The 22,421-nt window shown below is 70.4% G+C and carries 14 protein-coding genes; 1 reads left to right on the forward strand and 13 read right to left on the reverse strand.

The annotated features are described in order from the left end of the window. Positions 1-278: 278 nt before the first annotated feature. The 9 genes from ACMXN5_RS11720 to ACMXN5_RS11760 all read right to left on the reverse strand — a co-directional run bounded on the left by ACMXN5_RS11720 (position 279) and on the right by ACMXN5_RS11760 (position 9,744). Positions 279-2,060: a DEAD/DEAH box helicase gene (locus ACMXN5_RS11720; protein WP_380035823.1), complete on the reverse strand. Its 1,782-nt coding sequence runs from the start codon at positions 2,058-2,060 to the stop codon at positions 279-281. Between the two features lie 235 nt (positions 2,061-2,295). After that, positions 2,296-2,481: a hypothetical protein gene (locus ACMXN5_RS11725; protein WP_439675214.1), complete on the reverse strand. Its 186-nt coding sequence runs from the start codon at positions 2,479-2,481 to the stop codon at positions 2,296-2,298. Positions 2,482-2,691: 210 nt separating this feature from the next. After that, on the reverse strand, positions 2,692-4,104 hold the full coding sequence (locus ACMXN5_RS11730; protein ID WP_439675215.1) for an MFS transporter: 1,413 nt from the start codon (positions 4,102-4,104) through the stop codon (positions 2,692-2,694). A gap of 394 nt (positions 4,105-4,498) precedes the next feature. Next, positions 4,499-6,670, reverse strand: coding sequence for a xanthine dehydrogenase family protein molybdopterin-binding subunit (locus ACMXN5_RS11735; protein WP_439675216.1), 2,172 nt, complete (start codon positions 6,668-6,670; stop codon positions 4,499-4,501). Between the two features lie 13 nt (positions 6,671-6,683). After that, positions 6,684-7,265 (reverse strand): (2Fe-2S)-binding protein, encoded by a 582-nt coding sequence (locus tag ACMXN5_RS11740; protein ID WP_439675217.1) that lies wholly within the window; start codon positions 7,263-7,265, stop codon positions 6,684-6,686. Next, on the reverse strand, positions 7,262-8,095 hold the full coding sequence (locus tag ACMXN5_RS11745; protein WP_439677989.1) for an FAD binding domain-containing protein: 834 nt from the start codon (positions 8,093-8,095) through the stop codon (positions 7,262-7,264). The genes ACMXN5_RS11740 and ACMXN5_RS11745 overlap by 4 nt, the downstream gene beginning before the upstream one ends. Positions 8,096-8,357: 262 nt before the next feature. Next, positions 8,358-8,672 carry a DUF3039 domain-containing protein gene (locus ACMXN5_RS11750; protein ID WP_126643614.1) on the reverse strand — a complete coding sequence of 105 codons (315 nt, stop codon included), beginning with the start codon at positions 8,670-8,672 and terminating at the stop codon, positions 8,358-8,360. Positions 8,673-8,794: 122 nt separating this feature from the next. Further along, positions 8,795-9,352 (reverse strand): YqgE/AlgH family protein, encoded by a 558-nt coding sequence (locus ACMXN5_RS11755; protein ID WP_078977041.1) that lies wholly within the window; start codon positions 9,350-9,352, stop codon positions 8,795-8,797. A gap of 5 nt (positions 9,353-9,357) precedes the next feature. Beyond that, complete coding sequence (locus ACMXN5_RS11760; RefSeq protein WP_439675218.1) at positions 9,358-9,744, reverse strand: hypothetical protein; 387 nt, start codon at positions 9,742-9,744, stop codon at positions 9,358-9,360. Positions 9,745-9,895: 151 nt separating this feature from the next. On the opposite strand from ACMXN5_RS11760, the gene murA reads away from it, so the two are divergent. Beyond that, a complete protein-coding gene (gene murA / locus ACMXN5_RS11765; RefSeq protein ID WP_126643613.1) occupies positions 9,896-11,239 on the forward strand; it encodes a UDP-N-acetylglucosamine 1-carboxyvinyltransferase in 1,344 nt (447 codons plus the stop codon). A gap of 168 nt (positions 11,240-11,407) precedes the next feature. On the opposite strand, the gene ACMXN5_RS11770 is transcribed toward murA, so the two are convergent. The 4 genes from ACMXN5_RS11770 to ACMXN5_RS11785 form a co-directional block, all read right to left on the reverse strand. Then, the gene (locus ACMXN5_RS11770; protein ID WP_020553331.1) at positions 11,408-11,689 is read right to left on the reverse strand and encodes an HU family DNA-binding protein; all 282 of its coding nucleotides are present in this window, start codon (positions 11,687-11,689) and stop codon (positions 11,408-11,410) included. Positions 11,690-11,924: 235 nt separating this feature from the next. Continuing rightward, on the reverse strand, positions 11,925-13,331 hold the full coding sequence (locus ACMXN5_RS11775) for an NAD-dependent malic enzyme (RefSeq protein ID WP_078977039.1): 1,407 nt from the start codon (positions 13,329-13,331) through the stop codon (positions 11,925-11,927). Positions 13,332-13,680: 349 nt separating this feature from the next. Beyond that, positions 13,681-14,994, reverse strand: a complete 1,314-nt coding sequence (locus ACMXN5_RS11780) for a hypothetical protein (RefSeq protein ID WP_439675219.1) — start codon at positions 14,992-14,994, stop codon at positions 13,681-13,683. A 98-nt stretch (positions 14,995-15,092) separates the two neighbouring features. Further along, on the reverse strand, positions 15,093-22,109 hold the full coding sequence (locus tag ACMXN5_RS11785; RefSeq protein WP_439675220.1) for an RHS repeat-associated core domain-containing protein: 7,017 nt from the start codon (positions 22,107-22,109) through the stop codon (positions 15,093-15,095). Positions 22,110-22,421 lie beyond the last annotated feature (312 nt).

The following is a 22,421-nucleotide window of genomic DNA, read 5'->3' on the forward strand; positions in this document are numbered from 1 at the left end:
CAGGCTCGGACAACTCGCGCTGGAGCCCGGGCGGCGGGGCTGGCGCCCGGGCGGGGGCTGGGCCTGGAGCCCGAGCGAAGGCTGGGCCTGGAACCCGAGCAAGGGCTGGGCCTGGAGGCCGGGCGAGGGCTCAGGCAGCTCGGGCTGAAGCTCGGGCAAGGGCCGACTCCGGCTGGGGCAAGGGCTGGGCCTGGCGGGGCCCGAGCGAGGGCCGACTCCGGCCCGGCGAAGGGCTCAGGCTCACCACCCCTCCTCGGCGAGCCGCCGCGCCCCCGCACTCACCGCCCCGACGTGGCCCATTCCCGGATCTTCCCGATCCGCGCCTCCAACTGCCCCGCCGATGCCTGGGCCACCGCCGGCCCGCCGCACACCCGCCGCAGCTCGTTGTGGATCTGCCCGTGCGTCTGCCCGGTGCGGTGGTGCCACGCGGCCACCATCGTGTTGAGCTCCTTGCGCATCGCGGTCATCTGACGATGCGTCACCACCGGGCGCTGGTCGGCCGGTTTCTCCGACAGGTCGGCCTCGTGGTCCGGCCGGCGTCGGCTCTTGGCCACCTGCTTGGCCTGCCGCGACTGCAACAACATCTGCACCTGGTCGGGTTCGAGCAGCCCGGGCAACCCCAGGTATTCCTGCTCCTCCTCGCTGCCCACGTGCGCCTGAAGCCCGAACTCCGCACCGTCGAACAACACCCGGTCGAACCGGGCCTCGCTCTCCAGCGCCTCGAACGCGAACTCCTCCTGCTGTCCCGGCTCGTCCTTCTGCGCGTTGGCCTGGGCGAGGAGGGCGTCCTCCTCGTCGTACATCCCGCCCTCCTTCTTCGGGCGGTCCAGCACGTGGTCGCGCTCGATCTCCATCTCGTTCGCGTGCTGGAGCAGCGTCGGTACGGAGGGCAGGAACACCGACGCGGTCTCACCACGCCGGCGGGCCCGAACGAAACGCCCCACGGCCTGCGCGAAGAACAGCGGCGTCGAGATCGTCGTCGCGAACACGCCCACCGACAGCCGAGGCACGTCCACCCCCTCGGACACCATCCGCACCGCGACCATCCAGCGCTCCTCGGAGGCGGAGAAGTCCTCGATCTTCTTCGACGCGCCGGCGTCGTCGGAGAGCACCAGCGTCGCGCCCTGACCGGTGATCTCCCGAATCATCCGCGCGTACGCCCGAGCCGACTCGTGGTCGGTGGCGATCACCAGACCACCCGCGTCCGGAATGGCCTTGCGCACCTCGCCCAACCGCTTGTCGGCGGCCCGCAACACCTGCGGCATCCACGACCCCTGCGGATCCAGCGCGGTACGCCAGGCCTGGCTGATCGCGTCCTTGGTCATCGGCTCGCCGAGCGACGCCGCGATCTCGTCCCCGGCCTTGGTCCGCCAGCGCAGATCGCCGGAGTAGGACAGGAATATCACCGGCCGCACCACGCCGTCCGAAAGCGCGTGGCCGTATCCGTAGGTGTAGTCGGCCGACGACCGCCGAATGCCGTCCTTGCCCTCCTCGTACGCAACGAACGGGATCGGGTTGATGTCCGATCGAAACGGCGTACCGGTCAACGCGAGCCGCCGGGTGGCCGGCTCGAACGCCTCCATGCACGCCTCGCCCCACGACTTGCTGTCGCCCGCGTGGTGGATCTCGTCCAGGATCACCAGCGTCTTGCGGTTCTCCACCCGCCGCCGATGCAACATCGGATGCACACCGACACCCGCGTAGGTGACCGCGATGCCGTGATACTCCCGCGAGACCGGCCCCGAAGAACTCGAATAGTTCGGGTCGATCCGCAGCCCTATCCGCGCGGCGGCCTCGGCCCACTGCTTCTTCAGATGCTCGGTCGGCGCCACGATGGTGATCTGGTGCACCACATGCGCGTCCAACAACTCGGACGCGATCCGCAACGCGAACGTGGTCTTCCCGGCACCGGGCGTGGCCACCGCGAGAAAGTCCCGAGGCTGCCGCTCCAAATACCGATCAAGGGCCCCCTGCTGCCAAGCACGCAACTTGTTCGCCGTACCCCACGAGGCACGGTTCGGAAAGGCCGGGGACAGATGGGACGCGGCTGCGGTACTCACTGCGACGGCTCTGCTCCAGACCGAAAGACAACCAAAGACAAGCGCTCAGGCTACCCGAGCGCCCCATCGGGGCCCTCCGAACACGACCCCGCGCCCGGGCAAAACCTCTCCGCTCACCCCTGATTCCACCCAAAACCCCAGGCCCTGCGCCCACCCAAATCCCATCCACCTCGACGTCCCAGGCGCGTCCCGACAAACCCCCCGCCCTCGGCGGATCGACGTGTCGGCTTCGACGTCACTCCACGACGGCGGGGGCGTGTGCGCCCACGATCCGGCGCGTCTCCTCGCCGGCCAACCGACCATCCAGACCCCAGACCGCCCGGGCCCGGTTCAGCTTCGTGGTCAACGAGGCGACGAGGCGGCCCTCGGTCCCCGGGTCGACCGCCGCCGCGATCAACTTGGCGTACCTGACGGTGTCCACAAGGGCCGACTTGACCCGCTCGTGCCGAATGTATCGCCGCTGCGAGCCTGCGGATCTCCGAAATCGCGGTTGCAACGGCATGAGGCCCCCATCCCCGATGGCGCGCGGTACCGCACGCGCTCGGGACTCAGGGTAGTCGCCGGAGTCGCTGTCCGTATCCGGAATCTCACCGCCGATCGACGAGCCCGTGACCGGGCCGAGGGCTCTCGGTCAGCTTCGGGTGGGGCGGGGGCGGATTCGCGGGGGCAGGAATGTGCCCGCCAGGGCGAGGATGAGCATGATGGCGAAGATCAGGGCGAAGACGCCGCCGTCCTTGCCGGAACCCTCGTGGAGGGCGGCGAAGACGGCGTTGGAGATGCCGATCATGACGATCGTGCCGAGGGAGTCGGCGACCTGGAGGGAGGAGGAGTTGGTGCCGGATTCCTCCGGAGTGGACAGGTCGAGGGTCAGGACGCTCAGCGAGGAGACGGCGAGGCCCATGCCGATGCCGCCGAAGAACCACCCCGCGGTGACGGTGTAGGGGGTCATGCCCGGCAGCAACGCCAGCAGCGCTCCGGCGATCGCGAGCGCCACGAACAGGAAGCCGACACGGACCAGCACGGGGCGGCGCTCGTGGGACGAACGGCCCTGGTACCAGGATCCGATCGCCCAGGACAGCGCCCCCACCGTCAGGGTCAGGCCCGCCTCGGTCGGGGACAGCCCGTGTTCGCTGATCAGCATCAGCGGGACGAACGACTCGACCGTGAAGAACGCGCCCGCGAGCACGCCCCGGGACAGGATCACCGTCGGCAAGCCGCGTACCGCGCGCATCGTGCCCGTCGGCAGCAGCCGGGGCACCGTCACGGCCATCAGCACGGTCCCCGCGACCAGGAGCGGTATGCCGACCACGTCCAGGTCCTGGCCGCCGTACTCCAGCATGCCCGCGCCCAGCGCGGCGCCGGCCGCCGCGCCGATGCGGCGTCGATCCATCCGTACGTCCGAGGCCGACTCGCCCGCCATCCGCTCCAGTTGCGGCAGCATCATCACGATCGGCAACACCACGAGCACCGGGATCGCCAGGAACACCCAGCGCCAGCCGAGGTGATCGGTGACCAGGCCGGAAACCGGCGGCCCGACGATCGAGGGCAGCACCCACGCCGCCGAGAAGGCCGAGAACACGCGTGGGCGCAGCGTGGACGGGTACGCCTTGCCGACCACCACGTACAGGGACACGATCACCAGGCCGCCGCCGAGGCCCTGGACGGCCCGGCCGACGATGAAGGGCCACATCGACTGCGCGGTGCCGGAGAGTACGAGGCCCGCGGCGAACGCCCCGATCCCGCCGAACAGCGGCAGCCGCGGTCCACGCGCGTCACACCACTCGCCGGAGACGACCATGGCGAGCAGGCTGGTGGTGAAGAAGCTCGAGAACGCCAGCGCATACAGCTGCACGCCGTCCAGTTCCCGAACCGCCACCGGCATCGCGGTACCCACGGCCATCGCCTCGAAGGCGATCAACAGGACGACCGACACGATCCCGAGCGTCAAATGCCGATAGGGCCGGGTCAGCACCCCCGGCTCCCGCCCCTCGGATCCTGCGGCGCCACGTCGTGCGGCGGACTTCGACTCCCCTACGGCTGTCACCGAGACAGCCTAGGCCCTGTCATATCAACCGACTTATCAATGCAATCACCCCACCTTCTCAACGACCACACCCAAGGCGGGCCACATCCCTTCGCACACGGGAACGGCGACCGGCCACGGCGAGGGCCACATCCTCACGACGGCGCGGGACGTCGGGCCCGAGCCGGGGCGGACGCGGCCGGCGGCACGGACGCGGCGGGGCGAGGCCCGCCGGGTGTGGCGGGTTCGGGGCTCGGTGGGGTGAGGCGGCTCACGGGTCCGAGCGTCTTCGCGCCTGGAAGCGCCGGGTGGGCGGCACCCGGGTGCGTTCCGTCATGTAGCGCCCCGGATGGGCGCGCGTAACGCACCGGGAGGCGCGGTCTGCGTCTGCCCGAGGCGGGGCCGGCGGGCGGCGTCAGTCCACCACTACGTCTCTTGGGCGCATGGGGAGGCGGGGGAGTTCCAGGCCTGTGGCGTTGCGGACGGCTGCGGCCAGGGCGGCCGGGACCGGGACGATCGCGGCGTCGCCGAGGCCCTTCGCGCCGAAGGGGGCGCCCGGTTGGGGCTCCTCGATCCACGCGGCGACCCGCACCGGCGGTACATCCCACGGCCCGGGCGGCGCCCACACCGCGTCGGCGTCCTCCGTCAGCGCCAGCCCCACCCCCATCGCCACCGAACTCTCCACCCGCACCCGGGCCTGCGCCGGATCCAGCACCCGCCCCGCGTCGTAGGCCCCCGTCACATCCACCACGCGGATCGTGCCCAGCTCCGGATCCAGGTCCACCACCACCCGACACGCCGAAAACGCCACCGCCGGGTACGCGTTGCCCTGCCCCGCGTCGTCCAACGGCTCCGTGCTCGGCGCCCGACACGCGCCCGCCGTGGTCACCGTCGCCGTGTCCTCGTACATCACATCCACCGGCAGGTCGATCAGCCCGTCGTAGGACCGGATCCGCCCGTCGCGCACGTCCAGCAACCGCGCCGTCATCCCGTACCGCGCCGCCACCGGCGCCAACAACCGCTCCCGGATCTCCCGCGCCGCCTGCTCCACCGCCCCCGCGGTCAGCCACGTATGCCGCCCCACCCCCGGCGCCCCCGCCGTCGGCAGCGCGGTCCCGGCCTGGAGCACGATCGCGTCCCGCACCCCCAGCACCTCGTCGACGATCTGCCGCGCCAGGGTCACGAAGCCCTGCCCGACCTCGACCGCCGCGCACGTCACCGTCACCACCCCGCCGTCGAGCCGCACCGTCGCCGTCGACGACTCGTCGGCCCCCTCGATCCCGAGCAGCGGCATCAGCCCGACCGCGTACCCCGTCCCGCGCAACGTCCCCGGCGCGGGCGCCACCGCCGGCGGCGCCGCCTCCGCCACCGCCCGCAACGCCACCCCCACCGGCACCGGCCCGTCCAGCACCTGACCCGTCGTCAACATCGTCCCGGTACTCAGCGCGTTGCGCAGCCGCAGTTCCACCGGGTCCATCCCCAGCGCGTCCGCCAGCTTGTCCATCTGCGCCTCGTGCGCGAAGCACACCTGCACCGCGCCCGGCCCCCGCATCGCCCCGGCCGGCGCGTTGTTGGTCCGCACCGCCCACGCGTCCACCGCCGCGTACGGCACCATGTACGGCCCCGCCGCACACCCGATCAACCGCCCGACGACCTCCGCCGACACCCCGGCGTACGCACCGCCGTCCAGGATGATCTGCGCCTCCACCGCGAGCAGCCGGCCGTCCCGGTCCGCCCGATGCGTGTACTTCATCCGCGCCGCGTGCCGATGCCCGCCCGCGCGCAGCGACTCGTCCCGATCGAGCACCGCCTTGACCGGCCGCCCCGTGCGCAGCGCCAACAGCCCCACCACGGCGGTCAGTCCGACGTCCTCGCGACTGCCCCCGGAGCCGCCCGCGCCGGTGGGCATCAACCGGACCATCCCGGCCGGCAGCCCCAGACACTCGGCCACCTGATCGCGGTCCGCGTGCGGATACGGCGTGGCCACGTGCAACTCGACCCCGCCGTCGGGCGAGGGCAGCGCAAGCGCGGCGTCCGTGGCCGGATTGGCCTGATACTGCGCCGGCACCTCGTACAGCCCCTCGACCACCACCTCCTCCACGGGCGTACCGTCCCGACGCACCCTGACCGGCCGCCCGTGCCGCAACGCGATGTGCCGCAGCACATTCCCGTCCGGATGCAACGGCGGCCCGGCGAAAGCGTGTTCGGGGTCGACGGCCGGCTCCAGCGGCTGGTACGACACCAGCACCGCCGCGGCGCCGGCCTGCGCCGCCTGCAACGTCTCCGCCGCCACCGCCGCGACCGCCTCCCCGGCGAACCGCACCACACCGTCGGCCAGGACCGGCCGATCCGCCACGATCGCCCCGTGGCACGCCCCGGCGGGCAGGTCGGCGGCGGTGACCACACCGCGCACCCCCGGCACCGCGTAGGCCGCCCCGGCGTCGATGCCCAGGATCCGCGCGTGCCGATGCGGCGAGCGCACCAGCACGCACCACAGCAGGCCCGGCGCCCACAGGTCGCCGGTGTACGAGAACCGCCCCCGGGCCTTCGCGTCGCCGTCGGGGCGCGGCGCGGATTCGCCGATCACCGGGTCCGCCCGCTCACTGGGCGCCGCCGGACGTCGGCGGCGCGATCACGTTGAACATCATCGTCGAGTGGGTCTCCCGCGGTACCCGCCGGCGCGCCGCGATCCGCACCGCGTCCACCATCGGATGCGGCCCCGCACACCGACACGGGTGCCCGTCGAGCGCCCGCCGGATCTCCACGTCGCTCGGCTCGGCCACCCGGGCCAGCAGCGCGCACACCGACGCGACCACGCCCGGCACGCAGAACCCGCACTGCACCGCGCCGGCCTCGATCAGCGCGCGCTGTACGTCGGCGGTCTCCGGGTCGTTGTCCAGGTCCTCGATGGTGCGGACCTCACGATCGCCCAGCGTGGCCGCGGCGATCAGGCACGCGGCCACCGCGACCCCGTCCAACTGCACGGTGCAGGTGCCGCACACGCCCTGCCCGCAGCCGTCCTTGGCGCCGGGCAGGCCGAGCCGCTCGCGCAGCACGTACAGCAGGTTCTCGCCGATCCAGGCGTTCTCGATCAGCCGGGCCTCGCCGTTGACCCGCAGCACGTACGACGTCGTCGGGGTCGTGTCGCCCCCGAGGACGTCCCCGAATCCGGGCCCGCTCATCCGCCGAACGCCCGTTGTACCGCGCGCCGCGCGCACACCGCGACCACGTGCCGCAGATGCGCCCGGGCGGCCCGCTGCTCGGCCTCGGGGCGCACCTCGTCGGCGACGAGCCGGCCGAAGTCGGCCGCGTCGCGCACGTCCGAAAGCCGCCCGGTACGCGCGTCCATCCGCCCCGCCAACCACCGCTCGGCCTCGAACGCGCGCACCGGCCCGGGGTGCGCCCCGCCGACCGCGCAGCGCACGTCGCCGACCACGGGCCCGGCCACCAGGGCCAGGGTGAGATACCGGCCCGCGCCCACCGGCGCCTTGACGAACTCCTGTACCCCGCGCAGCAGCGGCACCCGCACGCCGGTGATCAACTCCCCCGGTCGCAACAGCTGTTCGGCGATCGGACCGGACCGGGGTTCGAGCAGGTGCGGTGCGACCTCGCGCACCCCGCCGGGCGAACGGCACGACACGGTGGCCTCCAGGGCCGCGAGTACGGGCAGCGAGTCGGCGGGCCGGCCGCTCGCGAGGATGTTGCCGCCGAGCGTGCCCATCGCGCGGACCTGCGCGGTGCCCACCTCGTTGGCGGCGGCGGCCAGCGCCGGGACGAGCGCCGCCAGGTCCGCGTCCGCGAGCCGGGCCCAGGTGAGCCCGGCGCCGAGCATGGCGAAGCCGTCCTCGTAACCCCATCGCCGCAGGTCGGCGACCTTCGCCAGGCCCACCAGGGCCGACGGTCGCACCAGTTCGGCGTTGACACGGGGCATGAGGTCGGTCCCCCCGGCCACCGGCAGTGCCCGGGGATCGCGCGCGAGGGCGTCCACCGCCTCGTCGAGCGACAACGGCATCAAGATCGTCGCGTCCACAGCGCCGCCCACCCTATTGCCACGCGGCCACCGAACGAGCGGACCCGGCCGAGATTTGAGCCAACCCGAAACCCCACCCGGCGAACCGGGCCCCGGAACCAAAACACAACGGGTGAAAAGCGCGTCGAATCCCGCCCCGACCGGCACCACCCGCACCCACCCGAACCACAACGCAACGCAAGAGGCGCCGACCGAATCGGCCGACGCCCCACGCACACCTCAGCGACTGCTGCTGCCGCGACCGCTACTGCTTGCCGCCGCTCTTGCCACCGCTCTTGTCCTTGTCACCCGACCCGCCCGCAGGCATGGTCTCGTAGATCTCCTTGCACATCGGGCAGACCGGGTACTTCTTCGGGTCGCGACCCGGTACCCAGACCTTCCCGCAAAGAGCGATGACCGGGCTCCCGGACATCGCGCTTTCCATGATCTTGTCGCGCTGGACGTAGTGCGCGAAGCGTTCGTGGTCACCGTCGCCGTGGGAGAGCTTCGGCGTCTCCTCGATCAGCGTGCCGGTGCCCGTCCCGTGCTCCGGCTCCGGGAAGCTCTGGGGAGTGGTCATACCCACCAGGATAGCCAGACGCCGACCGCATCGATCAGCGCGTGCGCGCGAGCGCCGAGCGCACCCGCGACCCACCGTCGGCCACGCTCCCGACCACCCCTCCGGCCGCCCCCACAACCGCGCTAATTCAGCGTCGGATCCTCCGGGTACGTGGCGACCATCGCCAACTCGCCCACCTGCCGCCGCAGTACCGCCCGCCACAACCGATCCGGCGTCGGCGTGAAGGCGTCGCCCGGCTCGGAGTCGACCACGTACCACGCGCCCGACCGCAGCTCGGTCTCCAACTGCCCGGGACCCCACCCCGCGTAGCCCGCGAAGACCCGCATCGACCCGAAGTCGGCGGCCACCAGCTCCGGCGGCACGTCCAGGTCCACCAGCCCGAGACCGCCGTGCACCCGACGCCACCCCAGCGGCTCCGCGCCGCCCGGCACAGAGGCGATGGCCAGCGCCGAGTCCATCGCGACCGGCCCGCCCTGGAACACCACGGACGGCTCGCTGACGATCTTGGACCACGGCACGAGCACGTCGTCGACGTCCACCGGGCTGGGTCGGTTGATCACCACGCCGAGAGTGCCGTCCTCGTCGTGCTCCAGGAGGAAGACCACACACCGGTCGAAGTTCGGATCGGCCAGCGCGGGCGTGGCCACGAGCAGGCGTCCGGTGAGCGATACCTCGGTCATAGGGCTCATGATCCCGCAACCGCCGCGTCAGGGTGCGCCGCCCGGCGAGGAAGTCGGCCGGCGAGGGCGAGTCCGGCGCCGATCCCGCACACGTCCGCGAGCACGTCGAACGGGTCACCGCTGCGGTGCGGCAGCAGGAAGTGCTGGACCAGCTCGCTCTCCACCGCGTGCCCCACGAGCAGCGCGCCGAGCGGCAGCGCACCGATTCCGACACGCCGACCCGTCCAGGCAATGGCGGCGAAGGAGAGAAAATGCACGATCTTGTCACGATGTGGAACGAACGGCGCCGGGTCACCCGGACTGCCGGGATTGAACAGGAGGTAGAGATTCACCAGCACCGCCACCGCGAACGCGCAGTACGCGAGCCTGCCACCCCTCGTTCCCCCGGCCATCCCCGCTCCTCGTCCACGGGCCCAAAGACCCTTTTCCCCGGGCCCTTCGGCACCCCAACCCGCCACGGGACCGACGCGGATCCGACTACCGTGTAGCGCTGTCGGCCCATCTTCCCTGTCGGTTCCGGCACCCACAGAAGTGCGAGGATTCATGCAAGACGACGTGCTCTTGGTTCACGGCGGTTCCCCGCTGGAAGGCGAGGTTCGGGTCAAGGGCGCCAAGAACCTGGTGCCCAAGGCGATGGTGGCCGCGCTCCTGGGCGAGGCGCCGAGCCGACTGCGCAACGTCCCGGAGATCAGCGACGTACGCATCGTCAAGGGCCTGCTGCAACTGCACGGCGTCGCGGTGCGCGACGGCGACGAGCCCGGCGAACTGCTGATGGACCCCACCCAGGTGGAACAGGCCAACGTCGCGGACATCGACGCGCACGCCGGCTCCAGCCGCATCCCGATCCTGCTCTGCGGCCCGCTGCTGCACCGCCTCGGCCGCGCGTTCATCCCGGACCTGGGCGGCTGCATGATCGGCGACCGGCCGATCGACTTCCACCTGAGCGTGCTGCGCGAGTTCGGCGCGGTGATCACCAAGCGCCCCGAGGGGCTCTACATCGAGGCGCCCAACGGCCTCGAGGGCGCGAAGGTGCGGCTGCCGTTCCCCAGCGTGGGCGCCACCGAGCAGGTGCTGCTCGCGGCGGTGCGCGCGGAGGGCACCACCGAGCTGTCCAACGCGGCGGTGGAGCCGGAGATCATAGATCTGATCTGCGTGCTCCAGAAGATGGGCGCGATCATCTCGGTCACCACCGACCGGGTGATCCGCATCACGGGCGTCGCCAAGCTCGGCGGCTACGACCACCGCGCCCTGCCGGACCGACTGGAGGCCGCGTCCTGGGCCTGTGCGGCGCTGGCCACGCACGGTGACATCTACGTCCGCGGCGCCCGCCAGCTGGACATGATGACGTTCCTGAACGTCTTCCGGCAGGTCGGCGGCGCGTTTTCGATCGACGACGAGGGCATCCGCTTCTGGCACCCGGGCGGGCCGCTGAACGCGATCGCCCTGGAGACCGACGTACACCCCGGCTTCCAGACCGACTGGCAGCAGCCGCTGGTGGTCGCGCTGACCCAGGCCACAGGCCTGTCCATCGTGCACGAGACGGTGTACGAGCGGCGGCTCGGCTTCACCTCGGCGCTGAACCAGATGGGCGCCACGATCCAGCTCTACAGCGAGTGCCTGGGCGGTACCCCCTGCCGGTTCGGCCAGCGCAACTTCCAGCACTCCGCGGTCATCTCCGGGCCGGCCAAGCTGCACGCCACCGACCTGGACATCCCGGACCTGCGGGCCGGTTTCTCGTACCTGATCGCCGCGCTCGCCGCGGAGGGCACCTCACGGGTCACCGGCATCGACCTGATCGAACGCGGCTACGAGGACTTCCAGGCCAAGCTGGAGGCCCTGGGCGCCCGCGTGGAGCTGCCGATGCGGGTCGCCGAGAGCGTCGCCTAACCGTTCGTCGGCCGTTTCCCGCGGCCCCTCGGATCACGATGGCCCCTTCCCGGGGCCTCAGGGGCCCGAGGAGGGCCGCGCGGGCCGCTCGGGCCCCACAACGCCGGAAGGGCGGCTTCCCCAGCGAGGGAAGCCGCCCTTCCGGTTTCCACCGGGGCTGCTACGGACTTACTTGCCCGAGGCCGCGGCCTTGAGCTTCGAGCCCGCCGAAACCTTGACGCCGTAGCCGGCGGGGATGTCGATCGGGTCGCCGGTCTGCGGGTTCCGCGCGGTGCGGGCGGCACGGTGGGTGCGCTCGAAGGTGAGGAAGCCCGGGATCGAGACCTTCTCGTCGCCCTTGGCGACGATCTCGCCGACCACGTCGGCGAGCGCGCTCAGTACGGCGTCCGCGTCCTTGCGGGTCACGTCGGCGCGCTCCGCGAGGGCGGCCACCAGCTCACTGCGGTTCATGTGTCACTCCCGTGTCTTGCTGACCTCCGCCGACGACCACGGAACGTGGTCGCAAACGTGGTTCAGTCCAACTCGCTGTTCTTGCCCCGGGGACGAATCCTGCACTCATCCATGCCCGGAAGCTAATCAAGGACACGCCAAATCACTGGGAAAGCCCCGTGATTTCGCGGTTCCGGCAGATTACGGGGCCGTTCGGGGGGCCCCGCAACCGGGATACGGACCGACAGTACGACGATCATCCCGCAGGGTTCTGACGCTCCGCCAACACCGCGTCCCGCACCGCCGCCGCGACCACCGAGGAGACCTCCGGGTGGAAAACGCTCGGGATGATGTAGTTCGGGTTCACTTCGTCGTCGGAGACCACCGACGCCAGCGCCCGCGCGGCCGCGAGCAGCATGTCGTCGCTGATGTGCCGGCTCTGCGCGTCCACCAGACCGCGGAAGACGCCCGGGAAGACCAGCACGTTGTTGATCTGGTTGGGGAAGTCGCTGCGCCCGGTGGCGACCACCGCGGCGTGCTCCAGGGCCGCCGCCGGGTCCACCTCGGGATCCGGGTTGGCCAGCGCGAACACGATCGAGTCGGCGGCCATCGCGGCGATGTCGGAGCCGTCGAGTACGTTCGGCGCCGACACGCCCACGAAGACGTCCGCGCCGACCACGGCCTCCTTGAGCGTGCCGGTCAGGCCCTGCTCGTTGGTGTGCTCGGCGATCCAGCGCAGGTCCGTACCCAGGTCCTCGCGCCCGGTGTGCACCACGCCGCGCACGTCCGCGACCACCACGTGGCCCGCGCCCGCGGAGAGGAGCAGCTTGAGGATCGCGGTGCCGGCCGCGCCCGCGCCCGACATGACGATGCGCACGTCCTGGATCTTCTTGCCGACCACCCGCAGCGCGTTGGTGAGCGCCGCGAGCACCACGATCGCGGTGCCGTGCTGGTCGTCGTGGAAGACCGGGATGTCCAGCGTCTCGCGCAGCCGGCGCTCGATCTCGAAGCAGCGCGGCGCGGAGATGTCCTCCAGGTTGATCCCGGCGAAGCCCGGCGCCATCACCTGCACGGCCCGGACGATCTCGTCCGGGTCCTGGGTGTCCAGGCAGATCGGCCACGCGTCGATCCCCGCGAAGCGCTTGAACAGGGCCGCCTTGCCCTCCATGACCGGCAGCGCGGCCTTGGGGCCGATGTTGCCCAGGCCGAGCACCGCGGAGCCGTCGGTGACCACCGCGACGGTGTTGCGCTTGATGGTCAGCCGGCGCGCGTCGTCCGGGTTCTCCGCGATGGCCAGGCACACTCGCGCCACGCCCGGGGTGTAGACCATCGAGAGGTCGTCGCGGTTGCGGATCGGGTGCTTGGACTGCATCTCGATCTTGCCGCCGAGGTGCATCAGGAACGTGCGGTCCGAGACCTTGCCGAGGGTGACGCCCTCGATCTCGCGGATCGCCTCCACGAGCCGGTCGGCGTGATCGGTCGAGGTCGCCGCGATCGTGACGTCGATCCGCAGGCGCTCGTGGCCGGACGCGGTGACGTCGAGCGCGGTGATCGACCCCCCGGCGGATTCCACCGTGTTGGTGAGCCGACTGACCGACGGGCCCCCTGCGGGGACCTCCAGTCGAGCCGTGATCGAGTACGAGGCGCTGGGCGCTGCGGGCATGAACTCTTTCTCCTCCGATCGCTGCGACGCCCGTTTCCCACGACGTCGCATCGCTCCCGATGGTCTCACTTCGTGGACATCGGCGTGCCGACCGGGGCGACCGGGAGCCCGCCTTACCCGGACCCCCCGGCCACGCAAACTGTGATCCTCGTCCTTCGCCGATCTCCCGGCGTCGGCGGGAGGGTCGGTTACGCTGGTCGACGACACCGGCTCGATCCAAGCCCCCGGGCCCAACCATTAGTCCCTACGAGGGACCACTTGCCGAGAGGCGAGCATTGGCGGGTCGGTGTCCTCGACCACGAAAGCGGCGGCCCCGAGGGGGCCGCCGCTTTTTGGCGCCCGGGTCGCGCTATGCCTCCAGGATGGCGTCCAACATCGCGTGCATGCGCTCTTCGCCGAGCCCGGGATTTCGAGCCGCGACGGCGGCGGTCCCGGGGTCGTCGAGCAGTTCGAGCAGCCGGTCGAGGGGCAGCCGCGGGTCGGTGATCGCGGATTCGCGGACCCACTCGACCGGGTCGCGCGTGAGGCGTGCGATCACATCCGGCGCGATCTCGGGATCCCGCAGCGAGACCGTGCGCAACCGCGGGTTCGGGTCGTCGGCGTATCGGGCCATGCCGACGGTGGGGAAGTTCGGCCGAAGCACCAGGTATCCCCATCCCCCACTGGCGTACATGTCCACGAGCAATTCCGAGGGCGCGTCGTCGTTCGCCCGGCACAGGGTCAACCGGACGAAGTAGTCCGGATCGGCGGCGAGACGCGCCAGGAGGTCCGGCGGCAGGTGGGCGGCTTCGGCGGCGTTGCGCCGCAGCAGCACGTGCCCGGAGGTCGCGGCCCGCCGTACGACGTCGGGGTCGTCGAGCCGGCTTCGGATCCAACCCAGGCCCCGCTGCCGGCCTTCGGGGATCGTGTAGTCGATCAGGGCGCGTTGCTCCTCGGTCAGGTCCTCCCGGGTGGACACCGCCAGGCGGACCCCGTTGTCCGGGTCGGCGGCCATCGACAACGCCAGTTCGGTGCTCAACGCCGGGTTCCGGGCGACCGCCCGACGCACTTCGACGTCCTCGTCCCGGATCAGGGAGCGGGCGAGTTCGTCGGCGAGTTCCGGCTCCTCCGCGAGCTCCCAGCGGCTCTTCTCCGGGTCCTCTTCCGCGCCGGCGGAATCGGAGCCCCGTTCCTCGGTCGCTTCGAAGTCCGAGATCCATTCCTGGATGTGGGCGTCGGGGTCACGTCGCAGCGCCTCCCGAACCTCGGGCCGCAACCGACCCCAGATCCGTTCGTGCAGCGCCGCGTACCGCACCTTGGCTTCCGGATCCTCGACCAGCCGCATCCGCACTTCGTCCGGCGTATCCCGGTGCATGACCGCCCAGTACCGTGTCGATGCCTCGGGCGCCGCACACAGCGCCGCGATCGCCTCGGCCGGCATCGGCACACCGAACTCCCCGGCGTTGACCGCACAGATCAAGCGCACCTCGGGATCCGAATCGAAGGCCATGCCGGCGAAGAGGTCCGCCGGCAGGTTCCGATTCTCCAAAACCTTGGCGCGGGCCACCGGATCCGGATGCACCACGACCCGTTCGAAGAGTTCCCTGGGCCACGACACCCACGCCAGTCGGTGCCCGTGCTCGGGAAACGGATCCATCTCCAACAGCCGCGACAGCACGGACACGGGGGCCGCCGGATTGCGAACCAGCCCGCCTCCCCATGCCTCGGCCCGCCCGGGCCGATCAACGCTTCGCCGCATGAAGGTCCCCGGGGTCTCGGCCACTACCGCTCGTCCTTGGTCAAGGCTCCCACGATCGCGCCCACGATGGCGCCGAGCAGCATGCCGAGTCGTCGCTCCGAGCCTGCGGATCTGGAGACCGCGCTATCGAACTTCTCATTGATCTTTCGCCAATTCGGCTCCGCTGGATAGACCCGCTGACGGACCCCGTTGACAGTGTCGTACCAAATGATCGATCCCCAGGTACGGTTGTCGTTCGCTATGGCGAGCTTTACGACCACCAATTCCCATGCCGTGCCGAATCCGCCCAGATCGTCACCCCCCTTGTACACCATCTCGGGCCCCTGTCGCGTGGCCCACATTCCACGAAGCATCGTATTCACGATGCGCTCCTCGGTACTTTTCCCCTCCACCCCCTCGAGAGTGATCGTCAACGATACCGATTGATTGTTTACCGCCTGGTGCACGCCGGTCATCCAGTTGGCCCAATACGGACTTTCCTTACTGATATCCCCGCTTGTTTCATTGCCGGGGAAGGTCTTGTTGAAAGTCCGAGCCGACGAATCCTGATCCTGCTGTACGTTCTCACCTTTACGAATGTCGTACGCCAGCTTGTCGGAGTAGGGGTTCATCCCGAGGACCACATGTTCGCAACTGTCGTTGTGAACGAGGACGGCCGTATCCCCGGCTCCGACGAAGTACGTATGTACGTTGTCGACCGTGAGGTTGTACGTGCGGACATTCCCCGGCCGCTCGGCAACGGTCCGCACCGCCACGCGCCCGCCCGGAGTCTGTAGCTCCTCCCCCGGCACGAGGTCCTTGGCCGCCACCCAAGCCTGCGTGGTGGCGTCGAAGAAGCGGTGGTCCGCCGTGGCGGTGATCGTGCGTGGACCCTCGCCGCCGTCGACCGTGATGTCGACGAACGCCTTGTCCTCGTCCGTGACATGGACGGCACCGACCGCGTGGCTCTGGACCCGGCCGTCGGCCTCCACGACCCCCGGGTCGGTGTTCGCCACCCGGTCACCGAGCCGGACCTGGTCGATGCGCTTGGTCGACCCGTCGGCCAGCAGGATCGGGGTGTCACCGGGGAAGCTGTTCCGGTCGCATTTGTCGTCGGTCTTGCGGCCGGTCGCGGGCTTGCGGCCCTCGCTCAGGGCCTCCGACCCGACATAGACGGCCGCCGCGGCGATCCCCAATTCCCCTGCCGCGGCCAGCCCCGCCACCCCGGCACCCGCCGCCGCCGCACCCGCGACCGCCGGAATGAGGATGGGCGCGGCCACGACGACGGTTACGACCACCGCGACGGCGACCGCGACGGCGGCCACCTTGGCCGCCTTCTTGAAGAATTTGCCCCAACCCATGCCGCTGGGGTCGGTGTTGCCGACGGGGTTGCCGCCGCCGTAGGTGTACGGGTTGAGCTGTGCCGAGTCGTCGGCGACGGTCACCGGGTCGCGGGACAGGAAGCGGCCGACGCCGGGGTCGTACTCGCGCGCGCCCAGATGCGTCAGCCCGGTGGACGAGTCCTTGGGCCCGCCCAGAAAGCCCTTGTCGTCGGGCCATACGGCCGGCTGGGTCCCGCGCGGGTCGCCGTAGGGCATGGACGCGCGCCGGGTGAAGTTCCGGCTCGCGTAGTCGATCGCGAGTTGGCTCGTGCCGTGGTGGTCGGTGACGAGCACGGAGTTCTGACCGGTGGAGGTACGGACGAACGTGCCCCCCGCTCCCGGGTAGTACCGGGTCCCGGTGACCGTGTTCGTCACCCGGTCGAGCTTGAGTTCGGTGGTCCCCAGGTACAACGTGACCGCGTCGGGTTCGCGCCTCAGCAGCCTCGTGCCGTCGGGGTCGTAGACGAAGCTGCCGGTCTTGGCCTGGGCCCCGACCCCGGTCGTCGAGGTGGCGAGGCGTCCCTCCGGATCCCAGGTCATGGCCTGGTCGTCGCCGTTGACGGTGCGCCGGGTGGTGTTGCCGCCGGGGTCGTAGCCATAGGACGTACGGTTGCTGCCGCCGGGGCCGGTGGTGTCGACCGAGTTCAGTCGATGGCCCTGGGTGTTGTAGGTACGGGTGACGTCCTTGGCGATGACGCCGGCGGGGTCGTGCTGCTTCTCGCCGACGCGGTTGCCGACCGCGTCGAACGTGTACGACGTCCAGTAGGCGTCGATGCCGCCGACCCGGGGCGTGGTGCCGGCGGCCGGGCCGTTGGCGCAGTTGTCGATGCCGCTCCAGGCCTCGGTCATCCGCCGGCGGTAGTCGTACCCGAAGCACTGCGTATCGGAAGCCGTGGCGTCGTCGCGGACATTGGCGATCCGGACGATGTTCCCGGCCTGGTCGTACGTGTAGTTCAGATCGTCGAGCGTCTGCGGCCCGGCCGCCTCCCGGTCGGTGACGGTGCGCACCGGCCGGCGGGTGTCCTCGGCGTACGACATCGAGGTGATGGTGCGTCGGCCGACGTTGCCGAACTGCGTCTGGATGGGCTCGCCGAAGGGCGAGTACACGGTGCCGCCGACGTAGTGGGTGTTGCCGGAGGCCAGCGAATTCGCCAGACCGAACTTGGTGTAGCCGTAGTTCAGGGTCTCGGCCGGCAACCCGCCCCAGGACCGGCTGTAGGTCATCGTGTCCAAGAGCGCGATGCCGTCGGTGAAGGTGCTGGTCGTGGTGTATTCCCCGGCCAGCTTCTCCTCGCCCGGCGCCGACGGGATGGTGACCTTGACACCGGTGGGGTGTCCCGCCGGGTCGTATCCGATGGTCTCCGAGACGTAGCGCAGACCGTTGGCGATCCGGGTGGACGAGCGGGCCAGCCCGAGGGCACCCGGCGGGTCGTATCCCCATTCGGCCCGAAGCGCCCCCGTCTGACCGCCGTCGCGCAACGAGGTCCTGCGGCCCAATTCGTCGTAGGTGTAGGCGACGGTCTGTCCACGCGGGTCGGTGCTCGTCCTCACCTGGTCCGCACCCGGCTCGCCGGACGGTACGTAGGTACGGGTCGAGACGCCCTGGTCGGGATCGGTCGTCTTGACCTGACGACTTCTCAGGTCGAACTCGTACGTCCAGGTGTTCCCGCCCGCGTCGACGACCCTGGTGCGATTTCCCGCCTTGTCGTACCCGTATCGAGTGGCGTCGAAGGCCGAGGGCGGTGCGTCGAAGGCGGGCACCGGGGCACCGTCGGCCGGATTGGCGTCCTTGTACTCGCGGACCTCGACCGTCTGGCCCAGGACATCGGTGATCTTGAGGACACTGGTCCCGCCGGCCGGTGGGACGGTCGCGATCCAGTTGCCGCCGTGCAGCGTGGTCGTGCGCCACCGTTCGACATTGGCGGACTTGAACACCGAGGCCGTCTCCCGGCTCATTCCGTCGAACTCGACGACGGTCTGGGACGGGATCTGGTTGTCCGCCACCGACAGCAGTTCCGGAGCCGGTGGGTTGCGGTTGAAGTACCCGGCGTTCTGCTTGTTCTTGCGTCCCTGGTCGTCGTAGAAGGTGTCGGTGACCACCCGCCCGTCGGCGACCTGACTCTGTGTCTGACGGGGCCTCAGCAGTCCGTCGGAGACCGTGAGTTCGGTGTGATACGAGCCGTCGTCCAGCAGCGTCCTGGTGGTCACCACGCTGGGCGCGGCCTGGTTGACGGCGTAGCTGTAGAGCATGTTCGCGGGTGCGCTCGTCGGGCGCCCGTTCAGCCAGACCGAGGTCAGCCGGCCCAACGCGTCGAAGGCACTCGTCGAGCCGCGCCCGTTGACGTCCACCGACTTCAGGGTCAGCCCACGCACGGGGTCGATCTGCGTGCTGCCGGTCCAGTTCCGGGGGTTGGTGACCCGGATCTCCCGAGGCGTGGCACCTTCGGCGGGCACATAGGCCGTGGAATTGCTCTGTCCGTCCTCGCCCACCACGCTCAGCGGCCGACCGTAGACGTCGTACGTGGTCACCGCGGCGACGCCGTACACCGGCGTGGTGCCTTCGAAGCGCTCCAGCCCCTCTCGGCGGGTGACGTTGCCCATGCCCGCCGCGGGCGGCTCCCCGAGTGCCCGGTTGTCGTAGAAGTTTCGGGACTCGGCGATGATGTTCGCGGGCGTGGCCGGGACCGAGCACCCGTCCGCTGCGGTTTGCTCGGAGGCCGGGAACGCGATCAGCCACGCGGTGCGATCGGACCGCACGTAGGTCGTGCGGGTGCACGACTCGTCCCCCGTCACCGACGCGTCGCCCTCGTCACCGGAGGTCACCGACAGGCCGTCCGAGTCGTAGGTGTGCGTGGTCTTCCTGGACTGCCAACTCCCGGTCGACAACCTGACCTTGACCGTCTCCGACAGCGGACGCACCTGATGGGCGGTCAGCGCCGGCAGGCCCGCCCGGCGCGGTCGGGTGGCCGTCTCGCGGAGCACTTGCGGTTCGTTGACCTTCGACGTCGCCGGTGCTCCGCCCAGCGCGGTGTCCTTGTCGTACCCGATCTCCTCGCGGACACTTCCGTTGAACTCCGGGCGGTCCGGAATCCCCTGGACTTGAACGGACCGGGCGCTGTTGTCGGCGAGTTTGTCGCCGTCCATACCGCGGAAGAAGATCGTCTCGGTCAGCGTCGGATTGCCCGCGCCCTTGCGCACGCGTACCGCGCCGTAGCCGCGGAACTCGCTCCACGTGCGGTGTTTGTCGAGCGTGAACTCGTCCTCGTCGCGGTGCCAGGCGACCGGTCCCACGTATTCGTAGGCGGTGACGGTGGTCGGCGATCCGTCGCCCGCGACCAGGTCGTCCTCTTGCACGCGGGTCACGACATACTTGTGGAACCAGTCCTTGAGCGGTGCGGTGTATCCGTCCGGAGTCCACCAAACGGGATAGCAGCGGCGGGTGTTGGTATCGGCCGTCGGCAGGTTCGCGGTGGTGCAGTCCGGGGCCGAGTAGTCGATCAGCGTATCGGCGCCGGTCTCCGAGGCGATCCGGGTCAGGCGGTACTTGTACAGCGGGGGCAGACCCTCGGCGCCGTCGACCCGGTTGGGCATCAGGGTGCCCTCGAAGGTCATCGGCGGGAGGGTGATCGGCGCGCTCCCGGGGGCCTTGGCGGTGCGGGTGATCGAGGACAACCACAGGGCTCGGCCACCGCGGTCCCCGCTGCCCGGCAGGGTCTGTTCCAGCGCCCAACCGTCGGCCGGCGTGTAGGCGGTACCGGTGCCGGACCACACGGAGGTGTCGATCCGGGTGAGTCGCTTGCGGGTCCAGAACGTGGGCGATGCGACGTAGCAGGTCTTGCCGCTCTCGCAGTTGAGATCGACCGGGGTATCGGGCCAGTTCTCGGCGTGGTCCTTGTCGAAGGTGTCGCACGCGCTCAGGCAACGCTCGGCGTAGCCGAACTCGACCTTCGCCGGTGCGGGCGCCGAGTAGATCCGGTCGGCGCGGTGCCCGTACTCGATCCGGATCGGGTAGCCGCCGCGGGTGTAGCCGGCGGTGGCGGTCGTGGCGCCGTTCTTCGCGTAGAAGTTCTCTTCCTTGGCGAAGTAGTACACGCTCGCGTTGCCGTGGACGTCGGTGACGAAGTCCAGATTCCAGCGCCACGCCTGGGTTTTGGCCGAATCCGCGAACGCGGCCTGATGACCCGGCTCACCCGGGTTGTTGCCGAAGACCGGCTCGGTGTAGACGGAGTTGGTCTCGGGCTTGCCCGCGGTCCAGGTCGGCAGGCGGTTCTTGCCGAACCAGTACTGGGTTCCGTCGGTCGACGTCACGCGCCAGTACTCGTTGGCCCCGTCCACCGCGTCGCCGTCGTCGCCGTTCGCCGTGTCGGCGTTCGTGCCGGTGAGGTGCTCGATCCGGGAGCCGTCGTCGGCGGCGGGACGCCAGGCGCCGGACGCCTCGTCACGAACGAGTTCGGTGGACTTGCCGTTCAGGGACATGACGACGTACTGGCCGCCGATCCAGCACAGGTCGCCGTCCTTGGTGGTGTTCGATCCCGGCGTGTCCTTGTCGTCCTTGCAGTTGCGGTAACGCCGTTCCACGAAGCCCTGTTCGAGACCGCCCCAACCCTCGCCGATCACCGAGGGCTGACTGGCCGTCGCCGAAGTTCGGCCGTCCACGTTCGCCGAGGAGTAGCCGAGCGCGAGACCCGGGACGAGCGAGCCGGGCACCTGCGGAAGCGGAATCGGGGTGTTCCAGGTGAAGCTGCCCGCGTTGCCGCCCGCCGCCCACGAACCGGACGGGGCCAGCGAGGTGGCTTTGAAGTCACCGCTGTTCCCGGCCGTTCCGGCCGTGACCGCGAAAACGCTCCCGGTGTCCTGCGGGCCCGCCGCGGAGCGCGCCGGGTCCGACGACGACGTGTCCGGGATCACCCGGACGTCCGCCGAGAGGGTGCCGCCCCTGGCGTCGTTGCGGGTCGGCAGCGGCACGCCGACCCGGCACTCGGGGATCTCCGGCGTGGTCAGTACACACGCGGGAAATTGCGCCAAGTGCAAACGGTCGGCCCATCCGGCACCGTTCGCCGAGCGGAACGGGCCGTAGTCGACCTCCACGGCGACGGTGCCCGGCACTTCCGCGCCGTCGGCGCGCCGCAGCGAGAACAGCAGACCGTCCAGTCCCGCACGCCGAACCGCCTCGCGCCCCTCGACCTGGACGGCGAGGCGGGTCGGGGAGGTGGCTGCGGCCGATCGAGACGCGGTATCGGTCGAGACGGAGGCGGCTGGGGACCCGACCCGTACCGGCAGACCGGTTGCCTGGACCAGGGCTGATCGCGCGTTGTCCGTGCCGTCCGCCCGTGCCTGCGGCGGAGATAACCCGATGTCGACGACCGCCCGCCCGCCTCGGGGCCAGCTCGGGACCGCGGCCGGTGGAGTCGCGTTGCGTACCGACTCGCCGGGAGGTCGATTCGGGTCGACCGGCACCCGCGTGCCGTCGATCGAGCGTTCCTGCTGCGGTTTGCGCGCCTTGAACGTCGAGCCGTCGCCGTCGGGAGTCGCCGCGATCAGCGTGCCCATGAGCGCGAGTGCGACACCGGCTCCGAGCAGTCGACGGCGTGGGCCGCCGGCGACGCCCGCGACGAATCGTCCCCCATCGAGTCCGGACACCTGAACCCCCACCAGTTCCGCTCCGACCCGGGCGATCACGAGCCAGCGCAAAATAGCAAGCGGGAACCGCTATTCGGAAGACAACCTTTTCGACCGCTCGGGAGTCTGTACGGAAAATAAAAGATCGAATTCCGATTCGACTGTACCGGAAATCGATGTCAAACCGTCCCAACCATTTGAACGTCACCGGAAACGGACGAGACGGCTCATTCACGAGCAAGCCCTTCGCGCCCTTCGTTTCCCTCAATGCCGTCGCTAGGCTGCGGCGGCCGGGCGGGCACTCTCCGTCGACTCCGGGGGAAAAGGCCACACGCCCGATGGTGATGTCCTGTCGCGATCCGGACGGGTCGT

This window comes from Embleya australiensis (genome assembly GCF_051903075.1).
Classification (GTDB): domain Bacteria; phylum Actinomycetota; class Actinomycetes; order Streptomycetales; family Streptomycetaceae; genus Embleya.

Excerpts from the sequence above, each read along its gene's own strand:
- ACMXN5_RS11775 (WP_078977039.1), bottom strand. The coding sequence starts at position 13,331 with ATGCCCGCAGCGCCCAGCGCCTCGTACTCGATCACGGCTCGACTGGAG.
- ACMXN5_RS11740 (WP_439675217.1), bottom strand. The coding sequence starts at position 7,265 with ATGAGCGGGCCCGGATTCGGGGACGTCCTCGGGGGCGACACGACCCCG.
- murA (WP_126643613.1), top strand. The coding sequence starts at position 9,896 with ATGCAAGACGACGTGCTCTTGGTTCACGGCGGTTCCCCGCTGGAAGGC.
- ACMXN5_RS11745 (WP_439677989.1), bottom strand. The coding sequence starts at position 8,095 with ATGCCGTTGTCGCTCGACGAGGCGGTGGACGCCCTCGCGCGCGATCCC.
- ACMXN5_RS11755 (WP_078977041.1), bottom strand. The coding sequence starts at position 9,352 with ATGACCGAGGTATCGCTCACCGGACGCCTGCTCGTGGCCACGCCCGCG.
- ACMXN5_RS11760 (WP_439675218.1), bottom strand. The coding sequence starts at position 9,744 with ATGGCCGGGGGAACGAGGGGTGGCAGGCTCGCGTACTGCGCGTTCGCG.
- ACMXN5_RS11770 (WP_020553331.1), bottom strand. The coding sequence starts at position 11,689 with ATGAACCGCAGTGAGCTGGTGGCCGCCCTCGCGGAGCGCGCCGACGTG.
- ACMXN5_RS11750 (WP_126643614.1), bottom strand. The coding sequence starts at position 8,672 with ATGACCACTCCCCAGAGCTTCCCGGAGCCGGAGCACGGGACGGGCACC.